The organism is Nocardioides flavescens (assembly GCF_009823805.1).
Lineage (GTDB): Bacteria > Actinomycetota > Actinomycetes > Propionibacteriales > Nocardioidaceae > Nocardioides > Nocardioides flavescens.
In genome coordinates, this window is sequence record NZ_WUEK01000001.1 from 1 (window position 1) to 26952 (window position 26952).

Consider the following 26952-nt stretch of genomic DNA (forward strand, 5'->3'; position numbering starts at 1 on the left):
ACAAGAGACCGCCCAGGCCACCAAGGACATCGCCGCCCGCGTCGAAGCCATCCAGGGCGACACCACCGGTGCGGTCGAGGCCATCGGTGAGATCTCCACCATCATCACCTCGATCAACGACTACCAGCTCACCATCGCCTCCGCCGTCGAGGAGCAGACCGCCACCACCAACGAGATGTCGCGCAACGTCGCCGAAGCCTCCACCAGCTCCAGCGAGATCGCCACCAACATCTCCGGCGTCAGCTCAGCAGCCGACTCCACCACCCAAGCCCTCGCCCAGACCCAGTCCGCCGTCGACGAACTCGCCCGCATGGCCGCCGACCTGCGCCAGAGCGTCAACCAGTTCACCACCTGACCCGCCCCGGCGGCGTACGGACCGCCCCTGCCCCGCCCGCACGACCCACGCACCACCGATCGGCCGCGTCGACGACGACCCGACCAGGGAGGACCCGACCATGCCCTACAGCCACCTCGGCGCCCCCGCCCTGGGGTTCGACCTCGTGCGCCTCGCGGCGGGCGAGCGGGTGGCGACGGTGCTGCGGTCGGGTCTCGCGGCCGGGGCGGACGAGCTCCGGCGGCTGGCCGATGCGCACCCGGGCCCGGCCACCCGGGAGACCTGGGCCCGGAGCTGGCAGCAGCTCGACCCGGCCCACGGCCGCGCCCTGCGCGACGTCCTCCCCCTCGCCGGGGAGGCCATCAGCGGAGCGGCCGAGGGCGACACCCGGTTGCTGCGCCGACTGGAGCTGTCGCTCGTGGGCGACTCCCCCGCGCTCGAGCGGTTCGTCCGGCGCGAGGTGCTCGACTGGACGTGGGTCACCAGCGGCTCGACGGCCGTGCAGGACCCCGGTGCCACACCGGCCGCCGACGTCCTGAGCGACGCAGCCGTCGCGGCGTACCTGCAGGAGCACCTGGAGCCCGAGGTGCGCCGGGCGATGGCGGCGCCCCTGCTGCGCTCGGGGGTCGAGCTGGCCTCCGCCCCCGGGGGCACCGGCGTCCCCGTCGTCGACGAGCGCCTCGAGGTGCTCGCCGGTGCCGACGACAGCGCCCGCCAGCGCTGGCGCGTCACCGTCGACCGGCTCCGCCTCACCACCGGCGAGTGGGCGCCGGCCATGCACCAGGCCGCGTGGGCCCTCGTCACCAGCGAGCGGCTGCGCCTCGCGACCGACACCCAGCTGGCCGGGGTCCAGGCCTTCCGCCGCGGCGGGTTCTCGGCCCAGGACGCGGCGTACGGCGTGTGGAACGCCGTCGCCGGCTCCCTCCAGGCCGGCGTCGTCGCCGACCTGCTGCCCGCAGCGGTCGAGCAGGTGCTCACCCGCCCGTGGCGATCCGTCTACGAAGAGGACGCGGCGCCCCCGCCGTCCGGAGAAGAGGCCCTGTGAGCACCATCCGTGTGCTGGTCGTCGACGACTCGGTGGTGATCCGCCGGCTCGTCAGCGATGTGCTGGCCGCCGACCCGGCCATCGAGGTCGTGGGCACGGCGGTCAACGGCCGGGCCGCCCAGGCGAAGGCGCAGCAGCTGCGCCCCGACCTCATCACCATGGACATCGAGATGCCCGAGATGAACGGCATCGAGGCCGTGCGCGCGCTGCGCGCCTCGGGGTCGCGGGTGCCCATCATCATGTTCAGCACGCTCACCGAGCGCGGCGCCGCGGCGACCCTCGACGCGCTCTCCGCCGGTGCGTCCGACTACGTCACCAAGCCCGCCAACGTCGGCAGCGTCGGCCGCTCGATGGAGCAGGTGCGCGAGGCGCTCATCCCCCGGATCAAGTCGCTGGTCCCCCGGCCCGCCGGACCCGCGGGCCGTCGTACGACCCCCGAGGCGGGACGCCACCTGCCGGCGGCCGCCGCGCCCGCCGCACCCGTCCGGCTGCGCGAGCCGGCGACGCCGCCGCCCGCGGGCCACCGGCTGCTCGTCATCGGCAGCTCCACCGGCGGCCCCGAGGCGCTCACCACCCTGCTCGGCGCGCTGCCGCCGCTGCCGGTCCCGGTGGCGATCGTGCAGCACATGCCCCCGCTGTTCACACGCCAGTTCGCCTCCCGGCTGGACCGGATGTGTCCGTTCCCGGTCCGCGAGGCCGAGGCCGGGCAGGTGATGGCACCCGGCACCGTGACCATCGCACCCGGCGACTTCCACCTGACGGTGGTCGCGCGCGGGACCGACCTGATGACCAAGCTCGACCAGGGTCCGGCCGAGAACTTCTGCCGCCCCGCGGTCGACGTGCTGTTCCGCAGCGCGGCGTCGCTCCTCGGAGCCCAGACGCTCGGCCTCGTGCTCACCGGCATGGGCCACGACGGTCGCGACGGCTCGCGGGCGCTGGTCAGCGCCGGCGCCAGCGTGCTCGCCCAGGACGAGGCCAGCTCGGTGGTGTGGGGCATGCCCGGCGCCGTCGCCCGGGCCGGTCTAGCCGAACAGCTCCTCCCCGTCCCGGCGCTCGCCCAGGAGATCGTGCGACGCCTCACCTCCGACGCCGGCCCCCGCGCCCGCGTCGCCGCCCTCGCCCACGGAGCCGCACGATGAGCATCAGCGCCAGCACCTTCGGCTTCGTCCGCGAGCTCGTGCGCGCCGAGAGCGCGATCGTCCTCGACACCGGCAAGGAGTACCTCGTCGAGTCGCGACTGCTCCCCCTCGCCCGCCAGGCCGGGCTCGCCGACGTCGACGCCTACGTCGCCGACGTGTCGCGTCGCCGTACGCCGGCAGTCATGCGCCAGATCGTCGAGGCGCTCACGACCAACGAGACGTCGTGGTTCCGCGATGCGGAGCCCTTCGCCGTCCTGCGCACCACGGTGCTGCCCGCCCTCGCCGGCACCCGCGGCACGAGGCCGATCCGCATCTGGTGCGGAGCCTGCTCGAGCGGTCAGGAGCCCTACAGCGTCGCCATGACGGCGCTGGAGACACCGGTCATGGCGGGTCGCAGCTTCGAGATCGTGGCCACCGACCTGTCCGAGGAGATGCTGACCAAGGCACGCAGCGGCGAGTTCTCCCAGCTCGAGGTCAACCGCGGCCTGCCCGCCACGACCTTGGTCAAGCACTTCCAGCGCGCGGGCGTCGCGTGGAAGGTGAGCCCGGAGGTCCAGCGACACGTGTCGTTCCGACCGCTCAACCTGATCCGCCCGTTCCCCCCGATGGGCCGCTTCGACGTCGTCTTCCTGCGCAACGTGCTGATCTACTTCGACACCCCCACCAAGCGCGACATCCTCAAGCGCGTGCGCCAGGTCCTCGCCCCCGACGGCTACCTCTTCCTCGGTGCCGCCGAGATGACCATGGGGATCGACGACGCCTGGGAGCGCGTCCCCGGCGGCCGCTCCTCGATCTACCAGCTCCGCACCGCCGCCACCAGCGGCGCCGCCTGACCCCGACCCGGCTCGAACTGCTGCTCCATGTACGCCGACCCGGCGCAGAGTGCTGTTCCATGTACGCCGACCCGGCGCTTCGTGCACGCCGTAGGACGCCGACCCGGCGCTTCGTGCACGGCCGGCCAACCGGCCGGGCCTGGGTGCGTGCACGAAGAGACGGGTCGGCACCCCTGACCGTGCACGAAGAGACGGGTCGGCGCCTCTGAATGTGCACGAAGCGCCGGGTCGGCGGAAATCCAGCAGCACGCTGCGCCGGGTGGGCGTCAGGTGCGGCGGCGGCGGAGCTCCTGGGCGAGGCTCGAGACGGCGTCGGGGCTCGGGGAGGCGGCGTCGCGGTTGCTGGCCTCGAGCTCGACGAGGAGCTCGGCGCGGTGGACGGCGACCGAGCGCGGGGCGTCGATGCCGATGCGGATGACGTCGCTGCGGACCTCGAGGACGGTCACGGTGACGTCGTCGCCGATCACGATGCTCTCGCCGACGCGGCGGCTCAGGACCAGCATGGGGTCACGCTACCCGGCGGTCGGCCGCGCGCCCGTCACCGACCGACCCGGCGAGAGCCGGGTCACGCGACGAGCGGGGTGCTGACCGAGAGGTCGGCGTCGTCGACGACGACCTGGCAGGCGCGGCGGTTGACGGTGTTGAGCACGACCGGGGCGCGCAGGTTGGCCGTCGAGGTGACGATCGACGAGCCGGGGTTGACCACGAGCAGGACCATGACGTCGTCGGCCGAGCGGATGTCCAGGTCGGCGATGGTGGCGTCGTCGATCTCGGGGGCGTAGTCGGGGAAGAACGTCGCCGGCGGGGCGACCAGGAAGCGCAGGTCGGCGTGGTCCAACGAGGTGAGCGAGCAGAGCTGGCCGGTCCCGTCGAGGTCGACGAGCGCGAAGCGGCGGTCGTCCGGGAACCCGGGCATCGGGTGCACCAGGTCGATGACAGGGACGTCGGCGTCGGCAGACTCGGCGGAGCGGGGTTCAACCATGGGCACAGCGTAGGTAGTCACCGCAGGAACTCCATCAGGCTGGGCTGCATCACGCGAGCCGAGGCGGCCAGGGCGGTCTTGTAGCCGAACTCGGCCATGCTGAGCTCCATCGTCGCCTTGGGCAGGTCGACGTTCTCGACCTCCGCGAGCTCGGACTTCAGGTTGAGCTCGGCGTCGACGAGGTTGGTCTGCGCCTGCTCGATGCGCTTGTACGTCGCACCGACCTTGGCGTGGGCGTCGGAGACCGTCTTCTGCCGGGTGTCGAGGGCGGCGATCGCGGTCTGCACGCCGGCGTCGTCGCCGGCGCGCAGGGCGGTCGAGAGGGCCTCGAGCTCGGAGAAGACCGAGGTCGCGCCGTCGCCGAAGACGGTCCGGCCGTCGACGTCGACGCGCACGCGGGTGCCCTCGCCGACCCGGCGGCTCATCTCGCCCCCGTCGCCGAGGAAGGTGCCGGTGGCGTCGTAGGCCTTCTCGCCGCTGACGGTGCCGCCGAAGACGGGGCGGGAGAGGTAGGTCGCGTTGGCCTGGTCGAGCATCGCCTCGCGCAGCTGGTCGACCTCGACCGCGAGAGCCTCGCGCGAGGCCGGCGACATCGAGCCGGAGTTGGCGCCCTGCAGGGCGAGGCCGCGCGCGCTGATGACGGTCTCGGTGACGTCGGTCATCATGTCGTCGACCACCTTGAGCCGGCCCATGCCGTCCTGGGCGTTGCGGGAGAACTGCTCGACCGACGACAGCGAGTCGCGCAGCCGCATGGCACTCGAGGTGCCGGTCGGCGAGTCGGACCCGCGGTTGATCTGCCGGCCGGTCGACAGCTGCTCCTGCACCTGGCTGAGCCGGCCGAGGCCGAGCTGGATGCCGCTGAGCGAGCGGTCGACGATGGTGCGCTGGGTCACGCGGAACGTGGTCACGTCAGATCGCCATCCTGTTGATGAGGGTGTCGAGGACGTCGTCCATCGTCGACATCACGCGGGCGGCGGCCTCGTAGGCGCGCTGCGCGGCCACGAGGTTGACCGTCTCCTCGTCGAAGTTGACGCCCGTCAGCGCCTCACGAGAGCCGTCGACCTGCGAGGTGAGGAGGTTCTGGGTCGTCGAGAGCCGCGTGGCGGAGCTGATCTCCGTGGCCAGACCGTTGATGAGGCGGCCGTAGGCCTCCTTGGCGCCCACGAGCTCGCCGAGCTTGCCGGCGTTGCTGCCCTGCTCATTACCGGTAGGGCTGGCGATCGACGAGGCGGCGATGAGCTTGGGGTCGGTGATCGCGACCTGCAGCGAGCTCGCCGCCCCCACCGCGGGGTCGTAGGAGAAGAACGGCGTGCCGGCGACCCCGTTGGCGTCGTAGCCCGCGGCGTGCTGGGCGTTGACCGCGTCGGCGAGCGTCTTCGCGACGGCGTCCAGCTGCCCGAGGAGCCCGGGCAGCGACGTGGTGAGCAGCTCGCCCACGGCCCCGACCTCGCCTCCGAAGGAGCCGGGGGTCACGGCGTTGCCGGCGACGGCGAAGGTCAGCGGGTTGCCGTCGGCCGAGCCGTCGGCCGCGATGCCGCCGGTGATGGTCAGCTGGTTGGCCGTGAGGCCGCTGACGAGCGGCTCGCCGCCGACCGTGACGTCGAGCCCGCCGTCGGACCTCGGGGTGGTCACGCCGCCGGTCAGCTCCGAGAGACGGAGCGCGAGCACGTCGCGCTGGTCTTGGAGGTCGTTGTCGGCGAGACCGAACGACGCGGCCTGGGCGAGGCGCTGGTTGACCGCGGCGAGGTCTTTGGCGGTCGCGTTGACCTCGGTGACGAGGTCGATCATCCGACCGCGCTGGTCGCTCTGCTCGGAGGTGATGTTGGTGGCCTGCGCGCGGATCGCGTCCGCGAGCCCCTGGCCGACGGCCAGGACCTGCTCCCGGGAGGCACCCCCGACCTGCGGGTGGTTCTCGAGGTCCTGCCAGGCCTTGTTGAACTCGCTCATCGCCGCGGCGACGCCGTCGTCGCCGGGCTCGCCCGTGCCGCTCTCGACCCGCTTGAGCACCTCGAGGCGGGTGTCGAGGTACGCCGAGCGGCCGTGCTCGCGCCGCGACCGGGCGTCGAGCAGCGGCTCGCTCATCCGCGTGATGCCGGCCGTGACGACGCCGTGACCGGCGCTGGTGTCGCGCGACCACATGGCGACCTCGGTCGCGCCGCCGAGCGAGGCGGCCTCGGCGCGGCGGCGGACGTAGCCGGGGGTGTCGACGTTCGCGATGTTGGTGCTCGCGGTGTCCATCACGGTTCGCTGGTGGCGGATCGCGCTCAGCGCCGTGTTGAAGGAGGCGAAGGTGCCGGTCATGTCGTCGCGCCCCGTCTAGATCGAGAAGTCCACGCGGGCGGTGCCCGCGCTGGCCGAGACCGCGCTGCCGTCGGCGGCGTAGCCGTCGGTGCTCTCCCCCAGGGAGAGCAGGGTCTCGCGCGCGGAGCGGAAGCCGCTGGTGATGAGCTCGCGGTTGCTGTCGGCCAGCGTCGTGATCTCCTGGGTGACCTTGACGAGCGCCTCGCGGTGCTCGCCGAAGATCTCGGTCCACGGCTCCGGCAGCTCGGTCGCAAGCTGGCGCAGCGAGGGGTTGGTGTCGAGGCCGAACGCCGCAGCGACGGCGTCGGCAGCGACGGCGCGCAGCAGCTCGGTCGAGCGAAGATCCCCCAGGACCGTCTCGACCGAGCCGGCGGCGCGCACGAGCCACCGGGTGCGACCACTGGCGAGGATCAGCTGCTCGACCTCGAGCGCGTAGGCCAGCTCGTCGAGCAGCTCGCGCTCGCGCCACAGCACCTGCGACAGCTGCTGCACCGCCTCACGGGCGACGTGCTGCGCCGCGTCGTCGCGCGGCGGCACGGGGGTCTGGCCCCCCAGCCCTGAGGTGTCCATCCGACACCCGCCTCTCCGGATCGCAGATGCGGTCCACGTGGTCCCCTTCGGCACACCTGTCCGCCACATGAGCGATACCGGGTCATTTCGTTACCGACCTGTGGATCGTAGACCGCAATAGCAGGACGACCTTGGCACTTGAAGAACTCTTCAGAAGGTTCGAGTAGCCCGTTCGGGCCATGCCCGAAATCGCTTCGGTCAGAGCGTGGCGGTTGTCAGGACCCGGCAAGCCGTCCGCCACTGGAATGGCTCTCGTGATCCCCCAGCCCACCCCGTCGCCGGTCCACCCCGCCGGTGAGCGCTCCTTGCACCTGGCGCCGTCGAACGACGACCTGGTGGTCGAGCAGCTCGTCCGCGAGCACCTCCCCCTGGTCGGTTACATCGTCCGCGAGACGCTCGCCCGCGTGCCGTCCCACGTCGACCGCGACGACCTGCACTCGGCCGGCTGCAGCGCGCTGTTCCGCGCCGCACAGACCTGGGAGGAGGAGCGGGGCATCCCGTTCTCCCGCTACGCCTCGCGTCGCATCCGTGGCGCCATGCTCGACGAGCTCCGCACGGTCGACTGGGCCTCGCGCTCGGTGCGCCGCAAGGGCCGCGAGATCGAGTCCGCCCGCGCCACGCTCGCGGCGACGCTGCGGACCGCACCGGACGACGCCCAGGTGGCGGCGTCGCTGGGGATCTCCGTGGCCGAGGTCGAGCAGTCCGACGAGGACGTCGCCCGCGCCTCGGTGCTCTCGCTCGACGCGGCCGACGAGCACGGCACCGCCTCCGACGGCCTCGCGGCGACCGAGCCGTCGCCCGACGCGCTGGTCGAGCACCGCGAGCGGCTGCAGTACCTCGTCGAGGCCGTCGCCGAGCTCCCCGAGCGCCTGCGCGCGGTCGTCCAGGGCTACTTCCTCGACGAGCGCCCGATGACCGAGATCGCGGTCGAGCTCGGCATCACCGAGTCGCGGGTCTCGCAGATCCGCGCCGAGGCCCTCGTGCTGCTGCGCGACGCCCTCAACTCCGCCCTGGAGCCCGAGCTGGTGCGTCCGGCCGCCCGCCCCGGCGGCGCCGCGGCCCGTCGCCGCGAGGCCTACTTCAGCGCGGTGGCCGACCGTCACGCGTCGCGGTACGTCGCGCGCCGCGCGGCCTGGCAGCAGCCGGCCGGGCAGCTCGACAGCATCGCCTGAGCCACCCGGTCTGGACCGACCACAGGAGATTCACGAGCCGAGCACGGATTCTCCTCAGGTCCCCCACACGACCGCCGAAGAGGCGGGAGAAGGAAGCCCACGGACGGGCTCCTGCACCACACATCCAGAGACACCCACGAGGAAGGAACCACCATGGGTCTCCGCATCAACCAGAACATCGACGCCTTCAACTCCTACCGCAACCTGTCGGTCACGCAGGGGCAGATGTCGAAGTCGCTGGAGAAGCTGTCCAGCGGCTACCGCATCAACCGTGCGGCGGACGACGCGGCCGGTCTGGCGATCTCCGAGGGCCTGCGCTCGCAGGTCGGCGGCATCAAGGTGGCCGTGCGCAACGCCCAGGACGGCGTCAGCGTCGTCCAGACCGCTGAGGGCGCGCTCACCGAGACGCACTCGATCCTGCAGCGCGTGCGCGACCTGGCCGTGCAGTCGGCCAACGACTCCAACGACACCACCTCGCGGGCCGCGATCAACGAGGAGTCCACGGCCCTCAAGGCGGAGCTCGACCGGATCGCCGACAAGACGACCTTCAACAACATCAAGGTCCTCGACGGCAACTACAACAACAAGCAGTTCCAGGTCGGCTACGCCGCGAACGACACCATCAACGTCAGCGTGACCTCCACCGGCACTGGCGGCGCCAAGTCCTCGTGGGACAACGGCTCGGCCGTGACGACCGCCGGCAACGCGGTCTTCACCCAGGGCGGTGTCGCCACCACCGTCGCCGTCACCGCCTCGAGCGACGCCAACGACATCGCCAGCCAGCTGAACGCCGACACCGGCTTCGCCGCGAGCTACACGGCGAAGGTCAATGACAAGGGCGGTCTCGAGGTCACCTCGAAGACCGGCCAGACGGGCTCGATCGCCGTCACCGGCACGCTGTCCACTGCCGACAACACCGCCGCGGCCGGCGCCAACGCGGGCTTCTCCTCGGCCGACCTGGGCCTCACCTCGGTCGACCTGTCGAGCAAGGCCGGCGCCAACGCGGCGATCAGCAAGATCGACGACGCCATCAAGGCGGTCTCGACCTCGCGTGCGCAGCTCGGTGCTCTGCAGAACCGGTTCGAGCACACCATCAACAACCTGAACGTGACGGCCGAGAACCTGTCGGCGTCCGAGAGCCGCATCCGTGACACGGACATGGCGCAGGAGATGATGAGCTTCACCCGGTCGCAGATCCTCTCCCAGGCCGGCACCGCGATGCTCGCCCAGGCGAACTCCGCCCCGCAGGGCGTGCTCAGCCTCCTCCGCGGCTGATCCACACCATGACCGTCGGCCGGCTGCCCGTGGCACCACGGGCAGTCGGCCGGTCGGTCTCGGCCTGACCTGCGCACGTCGACACGGCGCAGGACGACGACACCGGGGAGGAGGCACCCCTCATGGCCAGCAGCGCCAGCATCAGCGGACTCTCGTCCGGGCTCGACACCGCGAGCCTCGTCAGCCAGTTCATGCAGCTGGAGGCGGTCCCCCAGACCCGGCTCAAGGCGCGCGTCACGACCGAGCAGAAGGTCGTCACGGCCCTGCAGACGCTCAACACCAAGGCCGCCCTCGTCGGGAGCAAGGCCGCCTCGCTCGCGAAGCCGGCCACCTGGGACGCCGTGACCGCGTCGGTCTCGACCACCGGCACGACCCCCAGCGGGGTCAGCGTGAGCGCCGACAGCACGACGGCCGGCCCGGGCCGCTTCTCCGTGACCGTCACGGCCGTGGCCCAGACCCACCAGCTCGGCTTCACCTCCGCGGCCGCCCTCACCGACACCGTCACGGGCGGCTCGACCAAGGTCACCATCGACCGCTTCGACGGCACGCCCGTGCAGATCGACACCGGCGACGGCACCCTCAAGGGGCTGGTCGCGGCGATCAACGACTCGGCCAACAACACCGGGCTGCGCGCCACGCCGGTCAAGTCCGCCGACGGCTACCGGCTCATCGTCGAGTCGGTCGCCACAGGTGCGGCCAGCGACTTCACCATCACGGCCGAGGACGGCTCCGCACTGCTCGGCGGGGCCACCGTCCGCGCCGGCGCGGACGCCCGGATCGACCTCGGCTCCGGCATCGTCGCCACCTCGACCACCAACACCTTCGCCGACCTCACCCCCGGCGTCACCGTCACCCTGTCCGACGACGCCGTGGTCGGCTCGACCTCCACCGTCACGGTCAAGCAGGACGTGTCCAAGATCAGCGCGGCGATCGCCGACCTGGTCGCCTCGGCCAACAGCCTCATCTCCGAGATCGACACCCAGACGGCCAACAGCGCGACCGCCGGCGCCTCCGGGGTCCTGGCGGGCGACGCGATGTCGCGCAACCTGCGCACCTCGGTGCTCAGCACGCTCTTCTCCGCGGTGGGCAGCACCACCCTCGCCAAGGTCGGCATCCAGAGCGACCGCACCGGCAAGATCACCTTCGACACCAACGCCTTCGCCACGGCCTACGCCAAGGACCCGGCCGGCACCGAGGCGCTGTTCACCGCCGGGGCGACCGCCGAGCAGAACGGGTTCGCTGCTCGGCTCGAGAAGGTCGCCAAGGCCGCGAGCGACTCGACGACCGGCACCATCACCACCTCGATAGCCAGCCGTCGGTCGGGCGTCGACCGTCTCCAGGACAGCATCGACGCCTGGGACGTGCGACTGGCCCAGCGCAAGGAGACGCTCGAGCGGCAGTTCACGGCCCTCGAGACCGCGCTCAACCAGATGAACCAGCAGTCGAGCTGGCTCTCCGGCCAGATCTCGAGCCTGCCGTCCTACTCCTGACCCACGGTTCCCGCACGTCCCCCGCACCCCCCTGACTCCGCACCCACGACCACCCGACCGGGAGGCTCACCATGAACCAGCAGCACAACGCCTACCTCGACGCCTCGGTCCTGACCGCGTCGCCGGCGCGGCTGCTCGTGATGCTGTGCGACCGGCTCGTGCTCGACCTGACCCGCGGCCTCGACGCGCAGCGCCGCGGCGACCTCGGTACGGCGCACCGCGAGCTCCTCCACGCCCAGGAGATCGTGCTCGAGCTCCGCTCCAGCCTGCGCACCGACGACTGGGAGGGCGGCCCGGGGCTCGCCTCGCTCTACGACTTCCTGCACCTCGAGCTCGTGCGGGCCAACGTCACCAAGGACGCCGGCGTCACCGAGGGGTGCCTCGGTCTGGTCACCGACCTCGCCGCCACCTGGCGCCAGGCCGCGATGCAGACCGTCGCGCAGACGACGACCGCGCAGGCGGTCTGAGCCGTGTCCACGCTCGCCGACCTCGACCAGCGCTTCGCGGACCGCCACCAGGCGTGGGAGACCGCGCTGGACCGCATCGAGCTCGACCTGATCCGCGCGGAGCGCTCGGTGGACTCCCCCGCGCTGCTGGGCGAGCTCACCACCTGGCACCAGCCGGAGGACTACGGACCCATCCCCTCGTCGCTGCGCCCCCGCGCCGAGGACATCCTCGCCCGCCAGCAGCAGGTGCTGCGCACGCTCGGCGAGCGGCTCGGTCGTACGGCGCAGCGCCAGGCCGTCGTCGACGGCGTCACCGCCATCTCGGCCGGGGCCCAGCCCGGTGCCGTCTACGTCGACGTCTCGGCCTGAGACCCCACGACCCACCCAAGAAACCTCACCCCGACCGCCCACCCCGACCGCCCACCGACGACCGCAGGAGACCCCTCGTGCACGCACTGATCATCGACGACTCACGGGCGATGCGGGCGATCCTGCGCCGCATCATCGCACCCGTCGGCTGGCAGACCACCGAGGCTGCCCACGGACGTGAGGCCCTCGACCACATGGAGGCCGGGCTGGTCCCCGACGTCTGCATGATCGACTGGAACATGCCGGTCATGGACGGCTACCAGTTCGTCTGCGAGGTCCGCAAGCGGCCCGAGTGGCGCGACGTCACCTTGATGATGGTGACGACCGAGGGCGAGCACAGCCAGATCGTCCGCGCCCTCGCCGCGGGCGCCCACGAGTACGTCATCAAGCCGTTCCCGCCCGAGGCCATTCTCGACAAGCTGGCGCTGCTCGGCTTCCAGTCCCAGGAGGTGTCGGCATGACCGCACTCGCCCCCGAGCTCGCCCAGCAGGACCTCGAGACCCTGGTCGCCCAGGTGTGGTCGACCTACGTCCTCGACGAGGGTCCCCTCCCGGCACCGCCGGCGCCGTGGAACGACGCGAGCCCGTGCTGGTCCTCGGCCGTCAGCGTGACCGGCGCGTGGCACGGCATGATCGCCGTCGACCTCGCTGAGAGCGCGGCCGTCGCCCTCACCCGCGCGATGCTCGCGATGGACGACGACGAGGAGCCCGCCTCCGAGGACCTCGTCGACGCCGTCGGCGAGCTCGCCAACATGATCGGCGGCAACGTCAAGGCCCTCGTGCCCGGCCCCAGCGGACTCTCCCTGCCCGTCGTCGGGCACAGCCCGCTCGCCGCCCCCTCCGAGCTCGCCCCCACCCTGACCCTCGACCTGACCTGGCGCGGCACCCCGCTGCGGGTCCGCGTGCTGACGGCAGGGTCACGAGGCGAGTCCCCCACCGCACCACCCCAGGAGATGCTCCCGTGAAGATCCTGATCGCCGACGACAGCCGGGTCATGCGTCAGATCGTGATCCGCACCCTGCGCCAGGCCGGCCACGCCGGCCACGAGCTCATCGAGGCCGAGAACGGCCGCGAGGCGGTCGAGAAGGTCCGCAGCGAGTCCCCCGACCTCGTGCTCTCGGACTGGAACATGCCCGAGATGACCGGCATCGACGCCCTCGACACCCTCCGCGCCTCCGGCAGCACCGTCGCCTTCGGCTTCGTGACCTCCGAGGGCTCCGACGAGATGCGAGCCCGCGCGGCCGCGTCGGGCGCGGCGTTCCTGATCGCCAAGCCGTTCACCCCGGAGGCCTTCGACGAGGCGCTCACCGGTGTGTTCGCCTCGATGGGCTGACGCGCCGTGAGCATCGCCGGACCCTCGGCAGGCACCGTCGCCACGACGTACCTCCCCACCCCGAAAGACGTGAAGGAGCAGCTCGCCGGGCTGCTCGGGCGAGACGTGTCCCTCTCCCCCACCACCCCGATGTCGCCGGGCTCGGCCGAGGCCAAGACCGTCGCGGTCTACGTCGACGACCGGCTCGGCGTACGCGCGGTCATCGCGTGCGACCTCGCCTTCTCGGCGTACGCCGGCGCGGCGATCGGCCTGGTGCCGCCGAGCGGCGCCGCGGCCGCGATCGAGGCGAAGGCGCTGGACGAGACGCTCTCGGAGAACCTCTACGAGGTCCTCAACGTCATGGCCGCCGTCTTCAACGCCGAGGGCGCGGTGCACGTCAAGCTGAGGGACGTGCACCCCTCGGGCACCAGGATCCCGCCCGCCGTGCACATCCGGCTGGTGCCGCTGGGGCGCCGCGAGGACTTCACCGTCGACATCGCGGGCTACGGCACCGGGCTGTTCTCGGTCGTCGTCTGCGCCTGAGCGCGCCCGAGCCGGACCAGCTGATCCAGACCACCTGACGAGAAATCCGCACCAACCCCTCAGGTCGCCCGCGCGGTGACCGATGGGCACTCTGAGCACGGATCGCTCACCCCCTCCGCCGACGGACCGGCGCACCGCACCCGACCTCGGAGGCCCTGCGTTGTCCGTGCCTGCCCTCACCGGCGGTGGCTCCGTGCTGGCCGTGCTGTCCTCGGCCCTCGACGGCCTGTCGCTGCGCCAGCAAGTCATCGCCGACAACATCGCGAACGTCGACACCCCCGACTTCCGCGCGACCGGTGTCGAGTTCGAGTCGTCCCTGCGCGAGGCCATCGCCGACGGAGACGACCCGCAGATCGCGGCCCAGCTCGTCCCGACCGTCACCCCGGTCGGCGCCAACGGCAACAACGTCGACCTGCGCAAGGAGACGATGGCCGCGACGCAGACCCAGTTCCAGTACCAGCTGATGACGCGCGCGGTCACCGACCAGTACTCCCTCGTCAAGACCGTCGCAGGCAGCATGTGATGGGCGCCTTCGACACGCTCAACATCGCGAGCTCCAGCCTGGGCATGCACCAGACCTGGCTCGACGCGCTGGCCTACAACATCGCCAACGCCAACACGATCCGCAGCACCGACCAGGACGCCTTCCAAGCGCAGATGGTCATCGCGGAGGCCGACCCGGGCCGCGGTGTCGACGTCGCCGGCATCGCGCTGAGCGACCCCGAGGGCGTCATCGAGTACGACCCGACCCACCCGCTGGCCGACGAGGACGGCAACGTGCGCGCGCCGGCGATGGACATGGCCAGCCAGATGACGCAGCTCGTCATGGCCCAGCGCGGCTACCAGGCCGCGGTCCAGGTCACGAAGTACGCCCAGGACTCCTACAGCAGCGCGATCCAGATCGGTGGTGCCTGATGAGCGTCTCGGGCATCGAGAGCGTCGCCGGCTTCACGCCGTACGCCGCCCCGCAGGTCGCCGGCGCGGACGCGCTGAACGGCGCCGCGCGCACCAGCGGCCCGCAGGGTCCCGAGGGGCCCAACAAGGACTTCGGCGACATGGTCATCGACGGCATCGAGCGGCTCAGCGCGACCCAGCAGCAGAGCGACGCGCTGGCCGTGCAGGCCGCGACCGGTGACCTGTCCAACATCCACGACTACACGATCGCCGCGACGCAGGCCCAGGTCATGACCCAGGTCACCGTCGCCGTGCGCAACAAGGCGCTCGAGGCGTTCACCGAGATGATGAGGATGCCGGTCTGATGAAGGACTCGTTGGTCCGGGTCTTCGACAGCGGGCGCAGCACCTTCGGCGGCTTCACGGCCGGCCAGAAGGTCGTCAGCGTGCTCGGCACGCTGGCCCTGCTGCTCGGTGGCTTCATGGTCTTCCGCTGGGCCTCGGCCCCCGACTACGCGCCGCTGTTCTCCGACATGTCGGCCAGCGACGCGTCGGCGGTCGTCGACCAGCTCGACGCCGACGGCACGCCGTACGAGCTCGCGGACGGCGGCACGACCGTCATGGTGCCGCGCAACCAGGTCTACTCCACGCGGATCGCGCTGAGCGGCGAGGGGCTGCCGGCGAACTCGGAGGAGGGTGGCTACTCCATCCTCGACGACCAGGGCATGTCGCTCTCGGAGGACCAGCAGGACACGAACTTCAAGCGCGCGATGGAGGGCGAGCTCGCCAAGACCGTCGAGGCGATCGACGGCGTGGACACCGCGGTGGTGCACCTGGCGATCCCCGAGAAGGAGGTCTTCGCCGAGGAGCAGAACCCGGTCACCGCCTCCGTGCTCGTCAAGACCCGTCCGGGCGTCTCGCTCGACCCCGAGCAGGTGCAGGCGATCGTCAACCTCGTCGCCTCCAGCATCGACGGGCTGAACCCCGACAACGTGAGCGTCGCCGACTCGACCGGCAAGGTGCTGACCTCGCCCGGCGGTGGCGGCGCGGACGGCGGCGGCACCCGCGCGCAGATGGTGCAGGACGTCCAGGACCAGTACCAGTCCAAGCTGCAGACGATGCTCGACCGCGTCCTCGGCCCGGGCAACTCCACCGTCCAGGTGACCGCCGACCTCGACTTCGACGACGCCACGGTCGACACCAAGACCTACACGGCCGCCGACGGCGTCCCGCCGCTCTCGGAGTCCACCAACACCGAGACCTACACCGGCGCGGCCGGCACCGCGGTCGCGGGCGGCGTGGTCGGCCCCGACGGCCAGATGGAGACCGACCCCAACGCCGGCGGCGGTGACTCCAACTACTCCAAGGAGTCGACGACCCGCGACAACGCCGTCGACGAGGTGCGCGAGCGCCGCGTCACCGCGCCGGGCTCGATCGAGAAGCTCAACGTCGGCGTCGCGCTGGACCTCTCCGCCACCACCCTGGCCAACGTCAACGCCAACGACATCCGCCAGCTCGTCACCGCGACCGCGGGGCTCGACCGGGCCCGCGGCGACACGATCGCCGTCAGCGAGTTCACCTTCGACCGCACCGCCGAGAAGGAGGCCGCGAAGGAGCTCGCGGCCGCCGAGAGCGAGGCGGCCGCCGCCGCCCGCCAGCAGCAGTTCCGCGACATCGGCCTCGCCGTCCTCGTCGCGCTGCTCGTGCTCGGCGCGCTCCTCGCCGCGCGGCGCCGCGCCAAGAAGCGCGACCGGACCGCCGCGATGCTCGTCGAGCAGATCCGCGCCGACCAGGAGAGCCGGGTCACCGCGACGCAGATGCTGGAGCCCGTCGCACCGGCCGAGCTCGCCCTCGCCGAGGCTGACGCCGCGCGCAGCAAGCACCTGCGCGGTGAGGTCGACGACCTCATCTCGCGCCAGCCCGACGACGTCGCCACGCTGCTGCGCGGCTGGCTCGCGGAGCGCCCGTGACGACCATGAGCCTCTCGGCCGAGGGGGTCCACAAGGCGGCGGTGCTGCTGGTGCAGCTCGGCCGGGAGCAGGCCTCCGCGGTCCTGGCCCAGCTCTCCGAGCCGGAGGTCGAGGCGGTGACCGCCGAGATCGCGAGGCTCGACTCGATCGGCAGCGCCGAGGGCGAGGCCGTGCTCGAGGAGTTCCGCGACGAGATGATCGCGCGCCAGCACGTCGCCCAGGGCGGCATCGGCCTCGCGCGCCAGCTGCTCGAGCAGTCGCTCGGAGCCGAGCGGGCCGAGGAGATCGTGGCCCGGCTGACCGCGGCCGCCGTGCGCTCGCCGTTCCACTTCCTGCACGCGGCCGAGCCCGTGCAGCTGCGCTCCTTCATCGCCGACGAGCACCCCCAGGTGATCGCGCTGGTGCTGGCCCACATGACCCCCGACAAGGCCTCGCTCCTGCTCGGCGGGCTCGACCCCGAGAAGCAGGCCAAGGTCGCCCACCGGATCGCCGTCATGGAGCGCACCTCCCCCGACGTCGTGCGCGCCGTCGAGGCGACCCTGGAGCGCAAGCTGTCGACGATGCTGCAGCCGCAGGGCGTCTCGCGCGTCGGCGGCGTCGCGCCGCTGGTCAACATCATCAACCGCGCCGACCGTGCCACCGAGCGCCAGATCGTGGAGGGCCTCGACGCCCTCGACCCCGAGCTCGCCGACCTGGTGCGCAGCCAGATGTTCATGTTCGAGGACATCGTCAGCCTCGACGACCGCTCGGTGCAGCAGGTGCTGCGCCAGGTCGAGGCCTCGCAGCTCGCCTACGCGCTCAAGGGCGTCGCCGAGCCGGTGCGGGCCAAGATCCTCGGCAACCTCAGCGGCCGCGCCGCCGAGGCCCTGCAGGAGGAGGTCGAGCTGCTCGGCCAGGTGCGCCTGACCCAGGTCGAGGAGGCCCAGCAGAACGTCATCCGGGTCATCCGCCAGCTCGAGGAGGAGGGCCACATCATGGTCCGCCGAGGAGGCGACGATGACTTCGTCGAGTAGCTTCGCGCCGCTGGCCACCCCCGAGCTCCGCTCCGGCGACCTCACCCGCTTCGGCGACGCCAGCGCCCTCGGCGACGCCGTCACCGAGCACGTGCTCGGCAACCTCGTCGCCGAGGCCCGCCAGGCCGCCCGGGCCCAGGGGTACGCCGTGGGCTGGGGCGAGGGGCGCCGCGCCGCCGCGGCCCAGGCCGCGCAGGAGGCCGCCGAGCGCGAGGCGCAGGAGGCGGAGCGGCGCGCCCGCGCCGAGCGCGAGCACCTCGAGCTGCTGCGCTCCGTCGCCGCCGCCGCCCACGCCCTGGCCGGCGCCGCCGACGAGGCGCGGGCCCGTGTCGAGGACCAGGCGGTCGACCTGGCCCGCGAGCTCACCGAGACGATGGTGGGCCACGAGCTGCGCTCGGCCCCGGACACCGCCGCCGACGTCGCGGCCCGGGTGCTGGCCGAGGCGCCCGCCGGAGCGGCGTACGAGCTGCGGGTGCACCCCGTGACCGCCGCCGCACTGACCGGCCCCGAGCTGTCCGCGGCGTTCACCGACACCGGCGTTCGCGTCGTCCCCGACCCCACGCTCGCCTTCGCCGACGCGGTCGTCGAGATCGACGACCGCGTGCTCGACCTGCGGGTCACCGCTGCGCTCGAGCGGGTGCGGGAGGTGCTGTCGTGAGCAGGCCGACCGGACTCGCCGACCTGGCCGCACGGCGTGAGCACGCCGTCGTCGCCGCCCGGACCGCCCACCGCGGCCGCGTCACCGAGACCATGGGCCTGCACCTGCGCGTCGGCGGCGTGCGCGCCGCCCTCGGCGACATCGTCGAGGTCGAGACCCCCGGCACCCCCCTGCTCGCCGAGGTCGCCGCGAGCGACTCCCGCGGCCTGGTGTGCCTGCCGCTCGGCCACACCCGCGGCCTGCAGGTGGGCGCCACCGTGCGCGCCACTGGCGGCCCGCTGCAGATCCGGGTCGGCGAGGCGCTGCGCGGACGCGTGCTCGACGGTCTCGGCCGTCCGGTCGACGGCGGCCCGTCGCTCGACGCGCTCCCGCTCGTCGGCGTCGAGCAGGAGCCCCCGCCCGCGCTGAGCCGCCCGCGGATCGTGCACCCCCTCGGCCTCGGCGTGCGCGCCCTCGACTCGCTCGTGCCGTGCGGCCGTGGTCAGCGCATCGGCATCATGGCCGGCTCCGGTGTCGGCAAGTCGAGCCTGCTCTCGATGATCGCCCGGGGCACCGACGCTGAGATCTCGGTCATCGCGCTCGTCGGCGAGCGCGGTCGCGAGGTCCGCGAGTTCCTCGAGAACGACCTCGGCCCCGAGGGCCTCGCCCGCTCCGTCGTCGTCGTCGCCACCTCCGACGCTCCCCCGGTCGAGCGGCTGCGGGCGGCGTTCGTCGCCACCCGGATCGCCGAGTGGTTCCGCGACGCCGGTCGCGACGTCGTGCTGATGATGGACAGCCTGACCCGCGTCTCGATGGCGCAGCGCGAGATCGGCCTGTCGGCCGGCGAGCCGCCCGCCACCCGCGGCTACCCGCCGAGCGTCTTCGCGCTGATGCCGCGGCTGCTGGAGCGGGCCGGCACCTCGCCGCACGGCTCGATCACCGGGCTCTACACCGTGCTCGTCGAGGGCGACGACATGCAGGACCCGATCGGCGACACCGCCCGCTCGATCCTCGACGGCCACGTCGTGCTGAGCCGCCGGCTCGCGACCTCGGGCCACTTCCCCTCCATCGACGTCCTCGAGTCGATCTCGCGCGTCACCGGCGCGGTCACCTCCCCGGAGCAGCGCGGTGACGCCACCCGGCTGCGGCGGATGCTCGCGGCCCACCGCGACGTGCGCGAGCTCGTCGAGATCGGCGCCTACGTCGGTGGCAGCGACCCGTACGCCGACGCCGCGCTCGCGCGGATGGGCGCCATCGAGGCGTTCCTGCAGCAGTCGATGGACGACAGCACCCCGCGCCAGGAGACCTGGCAGCGCCTGGCCGGGCTGGTGGCCGCATGAGCGCGCGCCACGACCCGGGGCTGCACGCCGTGGCGCGGGTGCGCGAGGTGCGCGAGCGCGACAGCCTGCTCGGCCTGCACCGGGCGCGCGCGGAGCACGAGGCCGCGCTCGAGCGCGCCGAGCGGCTCGGCGAGCTGGTCCGCACCCACGCCGACCAGCTGCAGGGCGGCGCCTCCGGCGTCACCAGCGGCGACTGGGCCGCGCGTCGCACGGCCCTGATGGCCCTGGCCGCCGGCGAGTCGAGCGCCCGCTCCGACGCCGACGCCGCGTCCACCGTGCGCACCGCCGCCACCGAGCACTGGCAGCACGACCGCAGCCGGCTGCGGGCCGTCGAGACGCTGCTCGAGCGCCGGGCCGAGGCCCGCCGCGCCGAGCGCGAGCGGCTGCTCGCCCGCGAGCTGGACGACCTCGGCGCCCAGCGCTGGCTGCGCGCCCACCGCGACGAGGAGGTGGACCGGTGAGCGTCAGCGACGTCACGGCCCGCATCAGCCAGATCCAGGCCCAGCTCGCCCAGCTCTCGCCGCAGCTGGCGAGCAGCACCGCGGCCGCGAGCGGCCGCACCTTCGCCGCCGCCCTGGGCGACGCGAGCGCGCTCGGCGGCAGCGACAGCAGCGGCGGCATCACCCAGAGCAGCCTGCTCGACGACACCGTCGGGGTCGCCCAGAGCGCCGACGGGGCCGTGACCGGCACCGGCACGGTCGGCGCGGCCGGCGGCCCGACCGGCCAGGACGTCGTCGAGGATGCCCGGAAGTACCTCGGGATCCCCTACGTCTGGGGCGGCACCGACCCCGCGAAGGGCCTGGACTGCTCAGGGCTCGTGCAACGCGTCTACCGCGACCTCGGCATCGAGCTGCCGCGCGTCTCGCGCGACCAGGCGCGCGTCGGCGACGCCGTGCCGAGCCTCGCCGAGGCGCAGCCCGGCGACCTGCTCGCCTTCAACTCCCCCGTCTCGCACATCGCGATCTACATCGGCGACGGCCAGATGATCGAGGCCCCGCGCCCCGGCAAGGACGTCCAGGTGAGCCCGGTCTACGACACCCCGACCGCCATCCGGCGCGTGCTCGGCTCCGCCGACGCCGCACCGTCGGCCGCCGCGGTCGGCGCGACGTCCGCCGTCTCGTCGGGTCCGGTCAGCGGCGTACCCTACGCCGCGCTGTTCAACGAGGCCGCCGCCGCGCACGGCGTCGACGCCCGGCTGCTCGCCGCCGTCGCCCGGCAGGAGTCCGGCTTCGACCCCACCGCCGTCAGCCCCGCCGGCGCCCAGGGCCTCATGCAGCTGATGCCGGCCACCGCCTCGGGGCTCGGCGTCAGCGACAGCTTCGACCCGGCGCAGGCCGTCGACGGGGCCGCCCGCCTGCTCAACGACCTCATGGGCCGCTTCGGCAGCACCCCGCTCGCGCTCGCGGCCTACAACGCCGGCCCGGGTGCGGTGCTGCGCTACGACGGCGTGCCGCCGTACCCCGAGACGCAGCGCTACGTCACCTCCATCATGTCGATGCTGGGAGCCAACTGATGAAGCTCACCTCCACCCTCGTCCCGGGCGCCGGTCCCGGTGCCGGGCTCGCCGACCTGGCCCCCGGCGCTACCACGTCGGACACCCCCGCCGGCGCTGCGGTGACCGCCGAGGCGGGCACGTTGAGCGGGTTCGGTGCGCTGCTCGCCGCGATGCTCCCCACCGCGCGGGCGGCCGTCTCGCCGGTCGGGGTCGCGAGCGGCCCGGCGGCGACCGGTGACCCCACCGCCGTGGCCCCCGTCGGCTCGCCCACCCAGGAAGAGGCGGACGACGCCGAGGCCACCGAGCCGGCCGTCGCCACGGTGGACCCGAGCGACCCGGCCGCGGTCGCGGTGGCGGGCAGCCCCCTCGCCGCGGTCCTCGTGCCGCCGCTCCCGGCCACCGTGGTCGCGCGGCCGCAGGCCCTGGACGCCGCACCGTCCGTGACCGCCGCGACGGGCGCACTCGCGGCTCCCGGCTCCGCCGTCCCCGCCGGCGTCGCGCCGGTCGCCGACGCCCCTGCGACGACGCCTCCGCGCGCCGCGGACCCGACCGTCCCTGCCGCGCCGGCCGTACCCGCGGGCGCGGTCGTCCCGGCCGAGGTGACCGCCGCGTTCCCAGCGGCGGCAGCACCCGCGACCGACGCTGCTCCGGCCACCGGTCCGGGCACGGCGCCGGCACCGGCCGACTCCGCGGGGCTCGGTCCCACCGGCCCTCTCGCGGCCTCTGCGTCCGCGGGCGGAGAGACCGGCACTAGGCCCCAGGACCGCGACGAGGTCCCGACCGCTCCGACCTCCGCGGTCAGGTCCTCCGACAACGCCTCCGACGGCGCTTCCGACGACGCCTCCGACAGCGCCTTCGAGCCCGCGGCGAGCACGGCGCCCACCGGCCCGGCCGGCTCGTCGACGTCCACGTCGACCTCCACGTCGACCTCCACGCCGTCCTCGGCGGCGACTCCCGCACCGTCCTCCACACCGACCGCACCGGCGTCGTCACTGCCATCGGTCGCACCGGTGCAGACCGTGGCTCCCGTCGCCCAGGCCGCGACCGCCGACCCCGGCACCCGCCCGGCTCCCGTCAGCACCCAGCTCCTCGACGCCCTGACACCGCACGTGCGCACCGGCAACGGCGTCACCCGCCTCACGCTGCGCCTCGACCCGGGCACCCTCGGCGAGGTCGCGGTGCGCCTGACCGTGCGTGACGGCGCCGTACGCGTGCAGCTCGGGGCGGGCACCGAGGCCCGGGCCGCCCTCGGCGACGGCGCCGCCGCGCTGCAGCAGCTGCTGGGCGAGCGCACCTCCGGCGCCGTCCGCGTCGAGGTCGGCGCGCTCGACCCGACGACCGGCCTGCCCGTCACGGCCGGCGCGCCCGCGGGCCACACCGCGCAGCAGCACGCCGGCCAGTCCGGCCCGTCCGGCCAGCAGGCGCAGCAGGGCCAGCAGGCTCCGCAGCCGCCCGCGCCGCAGTCCGGCCCGTCCGCAGACGGGCCGACCCACGACCTCCTCGGATCCCAGTCGGGATCGGGGTGGACCGGTGCTGACACCGGTCGACAGAGCGCCTCCGCAGGGACGCGGAGCGCCTCCACCGCCACGGACGGCGACGAGGGCGGGGTCGTGCGACCCCTGTCCGCCGAGCCAGGCAGGTCCGGACCCGTGCGCGGGCTGGACGTGCGCATGTGAGGAGACGCCGTGAGCATCGGCGCCATCGAAGGACCCACCGGCTACCCGGTCGCCTCCGGCACCACCGGGACGACCGGCACCACCCCCACCGGCAACGGCCTGTCCGGCACGGCCACCACCACGAAGTCCAAGGACAAGGACGTGTTCCTGCAGCTCCTGGTGGCCCAGATGAAGTACCAGGACCCGACCAACCCCACCGACTCCGGGGAGTTCCTGGCCCAGTCGGCGCAGTTCACCGCGCTGGAGAAGATGCAGTCGGTCGCCGACCAGACCGGGCTCCTGCTCGGTGCGCAGCTCGCGTTCGGTGCGAGCGGGCTGGTCGGCAAGTCGGTGCAGTACAAGCTCGACGACGGCCGCTCCGGCACGGGGCTCGTCTCGGGCGTCCAGTTCGGCCAGACCGGACCGGTGCTCGACATCGGCGGCGTGGAGGTCCCGATCTCCAACGTCCAGTCCGTCACCACCGGCACCGGCACCTCGACCGGCACCTCGACCGGCACCACCACCCCCTGATCCCTTCCGCGTCCCACCCTCCCGAGAGGAATCCCCCTCATGCTCCGTTCGCTCTTCTCCGGCATCAGCGGCCTGCGCGTCAACCAGCTCGCGCTCGACGTCACCGGCAACAACATCGCCAACGCCAACACCGTCGGCTTCAAGGGCTCCAAGACCGTCTTCCAGGACACCCTGAGCCAGATGCTCACCGGCTCGACGGCCCCCAACGACGCCCGCGGCGGTCGCAACGCCATGCAGATCGGCCTCGGCGTGCAGCTCGCCGCGACCGCGCTCAACTTCGGCCAGGGCGCCCCGCAGTACACCGGCAGCCCGACCGACCTGATGATCTCCGGCGACGGCTTCTTCGTCGTCGAGGCCAGCGGCGAGCAGCTCTACACCCGCGCCGGCGCCTTCACCTTCGACAACGACGGCCTGCTGGTGACCCCCTCGGGCGCCCGGGTCCAGGGTTACAAGCTCGACGCGAACGGCGACCCGACCGGCGGCATGGCGGACCTCAGCCTCGCCGACGCCAACGCCGTCCCCGCGGTCCCGGCCGGCGTCGAGCTGCGCTCCTACAACATCAGCAGCGACGGCAAGATCAACGCCAGCTACAGCGACGGCATCCAGCGCCAGCTCGGTCAGGTCGCCCTCGCCGACTTCACCAACCCGATGGGTCTCGAGCGCGTCGGCGAGACGTCGTTCCGAGCCGGCGCCAACTCCGGAGCACCGGACCTGGGCGTCTCCGGCGAGGGCCGCCGCGGCACCTTCACCGTCGGCTCGGTGGAGATGTCGAACGTCGACCTCGCGGCCGAGTTCACCAACCTGATCCTCGCCCAGCGCGGGTTCCAGGCCAGCTCGCGCGTCATCACCACCTCCGACCAGGTCCTCGAGGACCTCGTCAACATCAAGCGCTGACGCCGCCACGAGCGCCGTCGGGCCCTGCGGGTCCGGCGGCGCTCGCGCGCGCCCCGGCGTCCGCGCCGCTGGTCGAGCAGCGAGCGCCAGCGAGCGTCGTCCCCGGTGGTTGAGGAGGTCGCGCCAGCGACCGTCTCGGAACCACTGCTGAGGGTGAGTGGTTTCGAGACAGGACTTCGTCCTTCCTCAACCACCGAGGCCGACCGGACCGCGTCTTCCTCAACCACCGAGGCCGACCGGACCGCGTCTTCCTCAACCACCGAGGCCGACCGGACCGCGTACATCCTGACCACCGAGACCGACACGACCTCGTCGTTCCTCGTCCGCCAGAGCGCCCCGCGATCCCCGGCCGCCAGCACCCCGAAACCGGTCCAGACCAGGTGGTCGAGACCGGTCGGGCGGATCGGCCAGGACCGCTCAGGTCCCCCACCGTGAGGCCGAACTGATCCTCGACCGGCCACGGACGGCTCGTCACGCACCACCCACGCGACACCAAGGACGGTGACCATGATCCGGCTGACTCGCCTCTCGGGCGACGAGTTCGTCGTGAACTCCGACCTGATCGAGCGCATCGACCAGACGCCCGACAGCGTCGTCACGCTCGTCGACGGCACGAAGTACGTCGTGGTCGAGGACATCGACACGGTGGTCCGAGCGATCCGCCACCACCGCGCAGAGATCATCGCGATGAGCGAGCAGCTCCGCGTCTCGAGCCACGACCGCCAGCCCCCGCCGCCCCCGCTGGCCAGTGTCACCGACCTCCCCGCGCACGCGGCGTACGCCGACCAGGGGGGCGAGCGCTGATGGACAAGGCGACCCTCATCGGCGTCGGCGGCGCCTTCGGCGTCATCTTCACCGCCAACATCCTCGAGGGCGGCAACCCGATGGCGATGTTCCTGCTGCCGCCCCTGCTGCTCGTCTTCGGCGGCACGCTGCTCATCTCGCTCGCCGGCGGCACGCTCGCCGACGGCATCTCCTCGCTCAAGGCGCTCAAGCGGGCCTTCCTCGGCGGCGCGGCCCCGGCCGGCGACGTCGTCCCGGTCATCGTCGACCTCGCCGACAAGGCCCGCCGCGAGGGCCTGCTCGCCCTCGAGGACGCCGTCAAGGAGGTCGACGACGAGTTCCTCGTCAAGGGGGTGACGCTCGCGGTCGACGGCACCGACCCCGACGAGGTGCGCCACATCCTCGAGAGCGAGGTCGTCTCGAAGAAGCGCACGGACAAGCAAGACGCGAAGTTCTTCGGTGACGCCGGCGCCTACGCCCCGACCATCGGCATCATCGGCACCGTCATGGGTCTCGTGCACGTGCTCGAGAACCTCGCCGAGCCCGAGAAGCTCGGCCACCTCATCGCCGCGGCGTTCCTCGCGACCCTGTGGGGCGTGCTGTCGGCCAACGTCATCTGGCTGCCCGTCTCGAGCAAGCTCAAGCGCCTCAGCGAGCTCGAGGTCGCCCGGATGATGGTCGTCATCGAGGGCGTCGCCGCGATCCAGGCCGGCGCCAACCCCCGCGTCGTGCGCAGCCGGCTCGTCTCGCTGCTCCCGGCCAGCGAGCAGGAAGCCGCCGAGGCCGCCTGATGAGCGGCGGTGGTTCGGGGCTCCACGACGAGGAGGAGGAGCACGTCAACCACGAGCGCTGGCTCGTGACGTACGCCGACATGGTGACGCTCCTGATGGTGCTCTTCATCGTCATGTTCGCGATCAGCCAGGTCGACCAGAAGAAGTTCATGGCGCTGAAGAACGGCCTCGCCGCCGGGTTCGCCAACTCCTCCTCGGTGCTGCCGGGCTCCAACAGCCTGCTCGAGCAGTCCGGTGTCTCCCCCATCGCGCCGATCGGGCCGATCAACCCGCAGGCCGACGGCAGCGGCGCGGGCAACGTGATGGCCGCGGCGGACCGCGCCTCGCGCATCGAGGCCCGCGACGAGGCGGAGCGGCTGTCGAACGCCGCGGCGCGCATCCGGCAGGCGCTCAAGGACAAGAAGCTGCTCGGCGACGTGAAGACGACCATCGACGAGCGCGGCCTGGTGCTCAGCCTGGTCTCCAAGCACGTGGTGTTCGAGGCCGACTCCGCCACCCTCACCGACCGCGGGATGGAGGTCGTCAACACCCTCGCGCCCGTGCTGCTCGAGCTGCCCGAGGACATCGAGGTCAGCGGTCACACCAACCAGGCCGCGGGGAAGCCGAAGTACTACGCCTCCGACTGGGACCTCTCCTCCGCCCGCGCCGTCACGGTGCTGCGGCGGCTGAACGAGGACTTCGGCGTGCCCGCCGAGCGGCTCTCCGTCGCGGCGTACGGCGCGATGCAGCCGCTCGTCGATCCCTCCGAGCCGGGCTCGCAGAAGGTCAACAAGCGCGTCGACATCGTGGTGCGCACCTCGGTCAGCGACGACGCCAAGGCCCTGGTCGACGACTACGCCGACCTGTTCGAGCAGCAGGGCACCGGGCCGGCCGGCGAGGTCGGCACCGACGCCGCCACCGCCGGGGCACCCGCAGAGGCACCCGCAGAGGCACCCGCAGAGGCACCCGCAGAGGCACCCGCTGAGGCACCGGCGGAGACACCCGCGGAGACACCCGCAGAGGCACCGGCAGGAGCGCCGGCCGAGAACCCCATCCCGACCGTCGGCGCAGCCGCGGCGGCGACGGCGCTCGACCCCCGCTGACCGACCTGTCCCACCCCACCGAGTCCATCCACCACCCGAGACCGAGAGGAGCACGACC

Annotated in this window: 32 protein-coding genes and 1 pseudogene; 28 read left to right on the forward strand and 5 right to left on the reverse strand. The window is 72.8% G+C overall.

Going from position 1 to position 26952, the window contains the following annotated elements:
• The 4 genes and pseudogenes from GRQ65_RS00005 to GRQ65_RS00020 all read left to right on the forward strand — a co-directional run.
• Positions 1-355 (forward strand): annotated as a pseudogene (locus GRQ65_RS00005) (methyl-accepting chemotaxis protein); the annotation flags it as partial.
• 100 nt (positions 356-455) lie between these two features.
• Complete coding sequence (locus GRQ65_RS00010) at positions 456-1379, forward strand: hypothetical protein (protein WP_160873917.1); 924 nt, start codon at positions 456-458, stop codon at positions 1377-1379.
• Entirely contained in the window at positions 1376-2518 is a 1143-nt protein-coding gene (locus tag GRQ65_RS00015) for a chemotaxis-specific protein-glutamate methyltransferase CheB (RefSeq protein ID WP_160873919.1), read from the forward strand. Before GRQ65_RS00010 ends, GRQ65_RS00015 begins: the two co-directional genes overlap by 4 nt.
• The gene (locus GRQ65_RS00020) at positions 2515-3351 is read left to right on the forward strand and encodes a CheR family methyltransferase (protein ID WP_160873921.1); all 837 of its coding nucleotides are present in this window, start codon (positions 2515-2517) and stop codon (positions 3349-3351) included. Before GRQ65_RS00015 ends, GRQ65_RS00020 begins: the two co-directional genes overlap by 4 nt.
• Positions 3352-3617: 266 nt before the next feature.
• Here GRQ65_RS00020 and csrA read toward each other — a convergent pair whose 3' ends face one another.
• The 5 genes from csrA to GRQ65_RS00045 form a co-directional block, all read right to left on the reverse strand.
• Positions 3618-3854 (reverse strand): carbon storage regulator CsrA, encoded by a 237-nt coding sequence (gene csrA / locus GRQ65_RS00025; RefSeq protein WP_160873923.1) that lies wholly within the window; start codon positions 3852-3854, stop codon positions 3618-3620.
• Between the two features lie 62 nt (positions 3855-3916).
• Positions 3917-4333, reverse strand: coding sequence for a flagellar assembly protein FliW (fliW, locus tag GRQ65_RS00030; RefSeq protein WP_160873925.1), 417 nt, complete (start codon positions 4331-4333; stop codon positions 3917-3919).
• A 17-nt stretch (positions 4334-4350) separates the two neighbouring features.
• Positions 4351-5241 carry a flagellin N-terminal helical domain-containing protein gene (locus tag GRQ65_RS23650; RefSeq protein ID WP_160873927.1) on the reverse strand — a complete coding sequence of 297 codons (891 nt, stop codon included), beginning with the start codon at positions 5239-5241 and terminating at the stop codon, positions 4351-4353.
• A 1-nt stretch (position 5242) separates the two neighbouring features.
• Positions 5243-6634: a flagellar hook-associated protein FlgK gene (gene flgK, locus GRQ65_RS00040; protein WP_160873929.1), complete on the reverse strand. Its 1392-nt coding sequence runs from the start codon at positions 6632-6634 to the stop codon at positions 5243-5245.
• Between the two features lie 15 nt (positions 6635-6649).
• Entirely contained in the window at positions 6650-7204 is a 555-nt protein-coding gene (locus GRQ65_RS00045) for a flagellar protein FlgN (RefSeq protein ID WP_160873931.1), read from the reverse strand.
• 254 nt (positions 7205-7458) lie between these two features.
• Between GRQ65_RS00045 and GRQ65_RS00050 the strand changes: the two genes are divergently transcribed.
• The 24 genes from GRQ65_RS00050 to GRQ65_RS00165 all read left to right on the forward strand — a co-directional run bounded on the left by GRQ65_RS00050 (position 7459) and on the right by GRQ65_RS00165 (position 26894).
• The gene (locus tag GRQ65_RS00050) at positions 7459-8376 is read left to right on the forward strand and encodes a sigma-70 family RNA polymerase sigma factor (protein WP_337191385.1); all 918 of its coding nucleotides are present in this window, start codon (positions 7459-7461) and stop codon (positions 8374-8376) included.
• Between the two features lie 153 nt (positions 8377-8529).
• Positions 8530-9651, forward strand: a complete 1122-nt coding sequence (locus GRQ65_RS00055) for a flagellin N-terminal helical domain-containing protein (RefSeq protein WP_160873935.1) — start codon at positions 8530-8532, stop codon at positions 9649-9651.
• Between the two features lie 122 nt (positions 9652-9773).
• On the forward strand, positions 9774-11141 hold the full coding sequence (gene fliD, locus GRQ65_RS00060) for a flagellar filament capping protein FliD (RefSeq protein WP_160873936.1): 1368 nt from the start codon (positions 9774-9776) through the stop codon (positions 11139-11141).
• Positions 11142-11212: 71 nt separating this feature from the next.
• Positions 11213-11608, forward strand: coding sequence for a flagellar export chaperone FliS (fliS, locus tag GRQ65_RS00065; RefSeq protein WP_160873937.1), 396 nt, complete (start codon positions 11213-11215; stop codon positions 11606-11608).
• A 3-nt stretch (positions 11609-11611) separates the two neighbouring features.
• Positions 11612-11956 carry a hypothetical protein gene (locus GRQ65_RS00070; protein WP_160873939.1) on the forward strand — a complete coding sequence of 115 codons (345 nt, stop codon included), beginning with the start codon at positions 11612-11614 and terminating at the stop codon, positions 11954-11956.
• A 77-nt stretch (positions 11957-12033) separates the two neighbouring features.
• The gene (locus tag GRQ65_RS00075; RefSeq protein WP_160873941.1) at positions 12034-12417 is read left to right on the forward strand and encodes a response regulator; all 384 of its coding nucleotides are present in this window, start codon (positions 12034-12036) and stop codon (positions 12415-12417) included.
• Positions 12414-12920: a chemotaxis protein CheX gene (locus GRQ65_RS00080; protein ID WP_160873943.1), complete on the forward strand. Its 507-nt coding sequence runs from the start codon at positions 12414-12416 to the stop codon at positions 12918-12920. The genes GRQ65_RS00075 and GRQ65_RS00080 overlap by 4 nt, the downstream gene beginning before the upstream one ends.
• Positions 12917-13288 carry a response regulator gene (locus GRQ65_RS00085; RefSeq protein WP_160873945.1) on the forward strand — a complete coding sequence of 124 codons (372 nt, stop codon included), beginning with the start codon at positions 12917-12919 and terminating at the stop codon, positions 13286-13288. The genes GRQ65_RS00080 and GRQ65_RS00085 overlap by 4 nt, the downstream gene beginning before the upstream one ends.
• Positions 13289-13294: 6 nt before the next feature.
• Positions 13295-13810, forward strand: a complete 516-nt coding sequence (locus GRQ65_RS00090) for a hypothetical protein (RefSeq protein WP_160873947.1) — start codon at positions 13295-13297, stop codon at positions 13808-13810.
• A gap of 166 nt (positions 13811-13976) precedes the next feature.
• Positions 13977-14333 carry a flagellar basal body rod protein FlgB gene (locus GRQ65_RS00095; RefSeq protein WP_337191386.1) on the forward strand — a complete coding sequence of 119 codons (357 nt, stop codon included), beginning with the start codon at positions 13977-13979 and terminating at the stop codon, positions 14331-14333.
• Entirely contained in the window at positions 14333-14725 is a 393-nt protein-coding gene (locus tag GRQ65_RS00100) for a flagellar basal body rod protein FlgC (RefSeq protein ID WP_160873951.1), read from the forward strand. The genes GRQ65_RS00095 and GRQ65_RS00100 overlap by 1 nt, the downstream gene beginning before the upstream one ends.
• Positions 14725-15069: a flagellar hook-basal body complex protein FliE gene (gene fliE, locus GRQ65_RS00105; protein ID WP_160873953.1), complete on the forward strand. Its 345-nt coding sequence runs from the start codon at positions 14725-14727 to the stop codon at positions 15067-15069. The genes GRQ65_RS00100 and fliE overlap by 1 nt, the downstream gene beginning before the upstream one ends.
• A complete protein-coding gene (gene fliF, locus GRQ65_RS00110) occupies positions 15069-16673 on the forward strand; it encodes a flagellar basal-body MS-ring/collar protein FliF (RefSeq protein ID WP_160873955.1) in 1605 nt (534 codons plus the stop codon). The genes fliE and fliF overlap by 1 nt, the downstream gene beginning before the upstream one ends.
• A gap of 5 nt (positions 16674-16678) precedes the next feature.
• Positions 16679-17686, forward strand: coding sequence for a flagellar motor switch protein FliG (fliG, locus tag GRQ65_RS00115; RefSeq protein ID WP_160874856.1), 1008 nt, complete (start codon positions 16679-16681; stop codon positions 17684-17686).
• Positions 17670-18344, forward strand: coding sequence for a FliH/SctL family protein (locus GRQ65_RS00120; RefSeq protein WP_160873957.1), 675 nt, complete (start codon positions 17670-17672; stop codon positions 18342-18344). Before fliG ends, GRQ65_RS00120 begins: the two co-directional genes overlap by 17 nt.
• Positions 18341-19663, forward strand: a complete 1323-nt coding sequence (locus tag GRQ65_RS00125) for a FliI/YscN family ATPase (protein WP_337191387.1) — start codon at positions 18341-18343, stop codon at positions 19661-19663. Before GRQ65_RS00120 ends, GRQ65_RS00125 begins: the two co-directional genes overlap by 4 nt.
• The gene (locus tag GRQ65_RS00130; protein WP_160873959.1) at positions 19660-20124 is read left to right on the forward strand and encodes a flagellar FliJ family protein; all 465 of its coding nucleotides are present in this window, start codon (positions 19660-19662) and stop codon (positions 20122-20124) included. The genes GRQ65_RS00125 and GRQ65_RS00130 overlap by 4 nt, the downstream gene beginning before the upstream one ends.
• Positions 20121-21176: a transglycosylase SLT domain-containing protein gene (locus tag GRQ65_RS00135; RefSeq protein ID WP_337191388.1), complete on the forward strand. Its 1056-nt coding sequence runs from the start codon at positions 20121-20123 to the stop codon at positions 21174-21176. The genes GRQ65_RS00130 and GRQ65_RS00135 overlap by 4 nt, the downstream gene beginning before the upstream one ends.
• Complete coding sequence (locus tag GRQ65_RS00140) at positions 21176-22834, forward strand: flagellar hook-length control protein FliK (protein ID WP_160873961.1); 1659 nt, start codon at positions 21176-21178, stop codon at positions 22832-22834. The genes GRQ65_RS00135 and GRQ65_RS00140 overlap by 1 nt, the downstream gene beginning before the upstream one ends.
• A gap of 9 nt (positions 22835-22843) precedes the next feature.
• Positions 22844-23344: a flagellar hook capping FlgD N-terminal domain-containing protein gene (locus GRQ65_RS00145; RefSeq protein WP_160873963.1), complete on the forward strand. Its 501-nt coding sequence runs from the start codon at positions 22844-22846 to the stop codon at positions 23342-23344.
• A gap of 39 nt (positions 23345-23383) precedes the next feature.
• On the forward strand, positions 23384-24238 hold the full coding sequence (locus GRQ65_RS00150; RefSeq protein WP_160873965.1) for a flagellar hook protein FlgE: 855 nt from the start codon (positions 23384-23386) through the stop codon (positions 24236-24238).
• A gap of 507 nt (positions 24239-24745) precedes the next feature.
• A complete protein-coding gene (locus GRQ65_RS00155; protein WP_160873967.1) occupies positions 24746-25042 on the forward strand; it encodes a flagellar FlbD family protein in 297 nt (98 codons plus the stop codon).
• Positions 25042-25812: a motility protein A gene (locus GRQ65_RS00160; protein ID WP_160873969.1), complete on the forward strand. Its 771-nt coding sequence runs from the start codon at positions 25042-25044 to the stop codon at positions 25810-25812. The genes GRQ65_RS00155 and GRQ65_RS00160 overlap by 1 nt, the downstream gene beginning before the upstream one ends.
• Positions 25812-26894 carry an OmpA/MotB family protein gene (locus tag GRQ65_RS00165; protein WP_160873971.1) on the forward strand — a complete coding sequence of 361 codons (1083 nt, stop codon included), beginning with the start codon at positions 25812-25814 and terminating at the stop codon, positions 26892-26894. The genes GRQ65_RS00160 and GRQ65_RS00165 overlap by 1 nt, the downstream gene beginning before the upstream one ends.
• Positions 26895-26952 lie beyond the last annotated feature (58 nt).

What these genes read in the sequence shown, in the direction of transcription:
- fliS (WP_160873937.1), top strand. Translation starts at nt 11,213, where the DNA reads ATGAACCAGCAGCACAACGCCTACCTCGACGCCTCGGTCCTGACCGCG.
- fliW (WP_160873925.1), bottom strand. Translation starts at nt 4,333, where the DNA reads ATGGTTGAACCCCGCTCCGCCGAGTCTGCCGACGCCGACGTCCCTGTC.
- GRQ65_RS00120 (WP_160873957.1), top strand. Translation starts at nt 17,670, where the DNA reads ATGACTTCGTCGAGTAGCTTCGCGCCGCTGGCCACCCCCGAGCTCCGC.
- GRQ65_RS00010 (WP_160873917.1), top strand. Translation starts at nt 456, where the DNA reads ATGCCCTACAGCCACCTCGGCGCCCCCGCCCTGGGGTTCGACCTCGTG.
- fliE (WP_160873953.1), top strand. Translation starts at nt 14,725, where the DNA reads ATGAGCGTCTCGGGCATCGAGAGCGTCGCCGGCTTCACGCCGTACGCC.
- GRQ65_RS00155 (WP_160873967.1), top strand. Translation starts at nt 24,746, where the DNA reads ATGATCCGGCTGACTCGCCTCTCGGGCGACGAGTTCGTCGTGAACTCC.
- fliG (WP_160874856.1), top strand. Translation starts at nt 16,679, where the DNA reads ATGAGCCTCTCGGCCGAGGGGGTCCACAAGGCGGCGGTGCTGCTGGTG.
- GRQ65_RS00080 (WP_160873943.1), top strand. Translation starts at nt 12,414, where the DNA reads ATGACCGCACTCGCCCCCGAGCTCGCCCAGCAGGACCTCGAGACCCTG.
- csrA (WP_160873923.1), bottom strand. Translation starts at nt 3,854, where the DNA reads ATGCTGGTCCTGAGCCGCCGCGTCGGCGAGAGCATCGTGATCGGCGAC.
- GRQ65_RS00140 (WP_160873961.1), top strand. Translation starts at nt 21,176, where the DNA reads ATGAAGCTCACCTCCACCCTCGTCCCGGGCGCCGGTCCCGGTGCCGGG.
- GRQ65_RS00020 (WP_160873921.1), top strand. Translation starts at nt 2,515, where the DNA reads ATGAGCATCAGCGCCAGCACCTTCGGCTTCGTCCGCGAGCTCGTGCGC.
- GRQ65_RS00165 (WP_160873971.1), top strand. Translation starts at nt 25,812, where the DNA reads ATGAGCGGCGGTGGTTCGGGGCTCCACGACGAGGAGGAGGAGCACGTC.
- GRQ65_RS00150 (WP_160873965.1), top strand. Translation starts at nt 23,384, where the DNA reads ATGCTCCGTTCGCTCTTCTCCGGCATCAGCGGCCTGCGCGTCAACCAG.
- GRQ65_RS00160 (WP_160873969.1), top strand. Translation starts at nt 25,042, where the DNA reads ATGGACAAGGCGACCCTCATCGGCGTCGGCGGCGCCTTCGGCGTCATC.
- GRQ65_RS00045 (WP_160873931.1), bottom strand. Translation starts at nt 7,204, where the DNA reads ATGGACACCTCAGGGCTGGGGGGCCAGACCCCCGTGCCGCCGCGCGAC.
- flgK (WP_160873929.1), bottom strand. Translation starts at nt 6,634, where the DNA reads ATGACCGGCACCTTCGCCTCCTTCAACACGGCGCTGAGCGCGATCCGC.
- GRQ65_RS00100 (WP_160873951.1), top strand. Translation starts at nt 14,333, where the DNA reads ATGGGCGCCTTCGACACGCTCAACATCGCGAGCTCCAGCCTGGGCATG.
- fliF (WP_160873955.1), top strand. Translation starts at nt 15,069, where the DNA reads ATGAAGGACTCGTTGGTCCGGGTCTTCGACAGCGGGCGCAGCACCTTC.
- GRQ65_RS00130 (WP_160873959.1), top strand. Translation starts at nt 19,660, where the DNA reads ATGAGCGCGCGCCACGACCCGGGGCTGCACGCCGTGGCGCGGGTGCGC.
- GRQ65_RS00055 (WP_160873935.1), top strand. Translation starts at nt 8,530, where the DNA reads ATGGGTCTCCGCATCAACCAGAACATCGACGCCTTCAACTCCTACCGC.
- fliD (WP_160873936.1), top strand. Translation starts at nt 9,774, where the DNA reads ATGGCCAGCAGCGCCAGCATCAGCGGACTCTCGTCCGGGCTCGACACC.